Raw genomic sequence first — 5,044 nt, forward strand, 5'->3', positions numbered from 1 at the left:
TCAGTGCTGTCAATCAATCATATGATGTTGTCGGGCTTACATATCGTTCTGTCAGTATAATACTTCTCATTGGTAAATATTAATCTTGTGCGCCCAGACACATGGGTACTAACGGCTACGTATATGAAACGTTTGGCATTTCGGAGAGCAAACCTGTCAAACCGCTACAATTTTCATTAAGTGTAATAGCTTTTAAATTAGTACTATCTGCCAAATGTTTTATATACATTGTTATGCATTCGCCCTTTTTTATTTTTTTATCTTGTTTTGCCAATTCTCTGTGTGATGGATTGGTAGCTCTTTTGCATTTTTCTGGTTGGTTAGCAGGTAGGGAAAAATGTAAATGTGCTACCAAATGTGTTGGCATTATTCAAATTCATCCTTATCCCTTCGGTTGGTGAAACTCTCATCCCAGAATTTTATATTTTCAACCTCCCCATCTTTTAACCAACAAAAATATTTTCTAGCTTTCTGTATATGAAAATCTTTGTCAAGGCTTTTATTCAACGGATTTTTTTGTTTAAACAGTTCAATAAACCAAACAATTTCTAATCCATTTTTCTCAATTGAATCTTGCAAAATATTTTGGTCTATTAATACTAATTCTTGATTATCTCTATATGAGCCATTTGATTTTTTGAAATTAAATGCAACTGTTTTTTGATTTTGATTTTTTAATTCACTACCCAATAATTCATAACTACCAATTAACTCTCTTACTTTTTTAGAAGGAAGCATTAAGTAGTTCTCTCCATCAATAGTATTTTGAACTATCTTAGTTAAAGCATGAAATAGTTCTTTTTCTGTATCAGAATTTGAATCATAAAAAATTTGATTTTTTTCATCTTCGTCAATCCATGTCATCCAAACTATATCTGTAGGATTACAATACGTATCAGTTTGTGGAGAAGAACTTAATCCATCTAAATGAGTTGTAAAATGAAGGGCGTCAGAATTTTCCTTTAGGATTTGTTGTAAAGTCTTTAAATCTGATTTATAAACAAGACATGCTTTAATATCAATGTAAGAATAACAAATCTCATTAGAATTATGCAAACTCGTATGATTGTATAAAGCTAACCAATTTCTATTTTCATCATTCAGATTAAAATCTACAGAATCAAAACAAAGCCATTTTTTAAAATCTAACTCAGGTTCCTCGTTAATCCAATTAGTGATACTATCTTTAATGTTAGTTTTTGTATCCAATTCTTTAGAAAGCACTTCTTTGATAACCCAATCACTTTTACTATGTACTTTATCTATAGCTTCATCTATATTAATTATTGATTCTGCTGGATTAGGAATATCTGTTATTTGAAAATAATCTTTCACAAAAACTCTTTCGCCTGACCATCTTTTAATAGGAATATAATCGGATAAATAACCTTGAATATAATGTACCGCAAGCCAAGTATACTTTTCTTCATAAGTAAATATTTTGCTTTTACCTCCATGTGAGGCTTCGGTATATCCATTACCTTGGGTTCTGGTAAAACCTAAGCTTCTTATGTAGGCAATTGCAATGGACATTGTCCAACTATGAGCATACAACCCTTTACCATCTGGTTTCTTACGATATTCGCCTAACAGCGTTTTCGCTTCTTTACAATCATTATCTTCCAAGCCATTCCCTAAAGATGAGGGATATTCTAAAAAATCGTCATATGCTTTTTTAATAACATACCATGCTAAATCATGAACTATTGGATAGCATTCATCACCTCTGCCAGTTTTATTAACTTTACTTTCAAGTGGTAAAAGACAAATTGTTTCTGCAGGTTTAGGCCTAGATTTTAGGAGCTCCTTTTTCGTAAGTAGGTCAAGCTGATATGCTCTTTCTACTATCGCTCTAAAACCTTGTCTAACAATTATATTTCTATAAATATCAGTGTGATTGAAAATATTTTCAATAGACCAAATGGCTAAATTCTTAATTTCGTTTTTCTCTTTTAATCGGCTTGCTACACCAAGCATAATTGAAGCCAAATCCTCTTGAATTTGAGGGTCATTACATAAAAATATTTTATCGAGAAGTAGTAAGAATTCACTAGGTTGTTTTATTGCCCATTCGGTTAATGCTACCCTTAGACTATTTCTTAGTTTTTGGTCTATTGTCGATAGTCCCCAAGCAAAAACCAAAGGCAGCTCATTATATTTATGAAATTCAGATAAGTATAATTTGCCAATACCTAATTCATCAAAAACTAATGTATTGTTTTCATAAGTGTATCTTAAAATATCCTCAGAATCAAAGCTTCTTTTTTCATAATTATCTAAACCAGACCAAAGTTTATCCCTTTCAAAAACGGAAGGTTGGTTAATTAAAATTGAATGTAAATATTCAGCTCCATAAACACTTTCTGATGTATAACTTGATGGTAAAATCAATAATTTTAATATCTGAAATTGTTTTTGAAATCCACCAAAAAACATTGAATCAACCTTTGACTTATATTTTAGTGCTAATTCCTTAGGGGCAGATCTTAATGCCTCCATCTGCAATTCAAATACTTCCTTTTTATTAAATCCTTCTGTTAAAAAATTATTTTCACCTATGAGTTGCCCCTTTTCAATAAATAAATCGACAACAATATTTTGAATAATTCTTTTATTTGGCATCTTATCATTTATACTCAATGCATCTTTAGGAGTAAAATCAAATGGTTGAATCATCCCTTTTTTTAGAATTGAAGGTATTTCATTTATTAAACCATTCTTGATTTCATAAGATGTTTTTGAAGATATAATATGCTCAATAATGGATTGGTACGTAATATTGTAAAAGTGTTTTTTCTTTTTCAATATTCCATTATCCTCAATCCGTACCGATTGTATTAAGAAACCATTGATTGCTAAATAATCTATTAGCGAATCAATTTCAGAATTGTCCATATAGTTTCGAACTACTGGTTCTATTAGTTCAACTAAATAGTTATGTTCGACTTCAACATTAGAATAAAAGAAATCTGCAATTATTTCTAATGATTCAAGTATGGGATTTCGTGTATTACCCTTTTTATTTTGCAATGACAAAAGGAACTCTTGATTTATTTTTTCAATCTTAAGATTTAACAAATCCCTTGTTGCAGTGACTATTCTGTCTCTTTTTGTTATTGTTGAGTTTTTATATTGTTCACAAAATAATCGTAATGCAAATAAGCTATCAATTCCATTTATCAATGAATAAGATGATATTTGTATATTATAGTGGTCTTTGCTAAAATATTTCTCTGATATTTCGCTTATTGGGACATCTCCTTCTCTTGGTAAAAATATTTCTTCAAATAATCCTCTTGTTGGTACTTCTTGGTTATTATAAAAATACCTTCTTGCACTAAAAATAAATTTCACTCGAGGGTAATCAATGGTAAGTTGTTCACTTTCTCTAATTCTTGAATACCATTGTTTTTCATTTTCTATGTCTTCTTCAAGTCCATCTATGCAAACTATTACTTTCGTCGATTGAGAATTCGGCTCTTCTCCGGCTTTAAGTGAGCTTGCAATGTGGACATCATTTCTTATTGCAAGAGATTCAAGTGCTGATAATATTTCATCTTTTCTCCAGTTTCTAAGTTCTAATGATTTTGAAAGTATCTCCGTCCAATCATTATTTGGGTATCCTTTCGCTTGTATAATAAGTCCAGGTGAATTTTGATTTAGGTGATTTTCTACGCAATTAGCTAACCCATGAGTTTTTCCGGTGCCAGGCTCACCTAATATTAACCTTATGCTTTGTATAAAGCCTAAATTAATTTGCTCAATAAATTGGGGTAAATCATATTTATGAACATTGTCTAGTGATGCAATTAGCTTGGGCAAAATATTCTTTTGGGAATTGTCTGGTGTTATCGTTTCAAGCTTTAGTTTAATTTCCCAAAGAGAATATTCTCTTATTTTTTGTGATTTATAGGAGTCATTACCCGTTTTAATTTGATTTCCTAAGGCTTTAAGTTCTTTGTGAAAACTCTTTAAATTTTCAGAAATAGCTTCCAATTCTGGATTTAATTCTGCTAATTGGTGGTTTATGGGAATAAATTGTTCAATTTGTGTAACACAGAATTGTATGTCATTTAATGCATCTTTAGTGTGTTTATATAACTCTTGTCTCCATTCAAGAGAAAAACAAACTTTATGATATTCTTTGTGTATTAGCCCTTGTCCATGTAACTCAGGAATGTACCGTTCATTAAGCCACCCTTTTTTTTGCAACTTGAATTGTTTTTGTAAATATTCAAGCGAAATAATTTCGTTGTCAAACCAATACTTATGAACACCCTCATTATTACCTTGTTGTAATTCAGTTAAGATTTCATTGTCAAACCACCATGTTAAGTTTAAGTCAGGATAGATTTTATTAATCTCATCAATTAAAGCGTTAACTTTATTTTCTTCATGATTGGTTGTAGGTTTTTTACCTCTACCAATTTTTAAGGAATTTACATTATGAGGTATGCATATGATATATTCTTTGATTTGACTCCTTAATTTAATTGCTGTTAAAATTGAGTTTTTAATTTGACGTATCTCACTATCCCCTAAACTCTGTGTAAACCATTTTGCCTGTACAGCAATAATATCACCTGAAATCAATTCACCATATGCCTCAATACCTCCATCTCCACCTGCACCATTAATAACTCGAAATTTATTAAGTCTTTTTTCATAAGTTCTTTTCAAGTATCTTTCAAAAAGTTGATTACATAAAGTCTCGAAAGAATTTTGTTGACTGTCTCCGTATGTTAGAAATTTATTCCAATTCATAGTTCATAGATATGTATGAGCCGTTGTTCGTTCTTGGTCATCTTGTGTGATGGAACAAAATTAGATGTGGTGTTTTCATGTCGGAAAGTGTGGCGGAAAAACACCTCTTTTAATTTTGTGTCGAGTTGGCTGGATTTCATTTTTCAATTTGTTTATTATTACTCTCACTGTTTTGGGTGATGCATAACGGCCTGCCGCATGGCGTCGTAAGGCGATTTAACCTTATAAACTCTCCAAGTTGAACGGAGCCAAAGCGCATATTTTGTTTTACATTTCTTTT

General features: G+C 30.9%; 2 protein-coding genes. Both read right to left on the bottom strand.

Annotated elements, in window-relative coordinates:
• Positions 1–115: 115 nt before the first annotated feature.
• Complete coding sequence (locus ACSX1H_RS18670; protein ID WP_439185771.1) at positions 116–367, bottom strand: hypothetical protein; 252 nt, start codon at positions 365–367, stop codon at positions 116–118.
• The gene (locus tag ACSX1H_RS18675; protein WP_439185772.1) at positions 367–4,764 is read right to left on the bottom strand and encodes a hypothetical protein; all 4,398 of its coding nucleotides are present in this window, start codon (positions 4,762–4,764) and stop codon (positions 367–369) included. The genes ACSX1H_RS18670 and ACSX1H_RS18675 overlap by 1 nt, the downstream gene beginning before the upstream one ends.
• Positions 4,765–5,044 lie beyond the last annotated feature (280 nt).

This window comes from Carboxylicivirga taeanensis, from assembly GCF_051851475.1.
Taxonomy (GTDB): Bacteria; Bacteroidota; Bacteroidia; order Bacteroidales; family Marinilabiliaceae; genus Carboxylicivirga; species Carboxylicivirga taeanensis.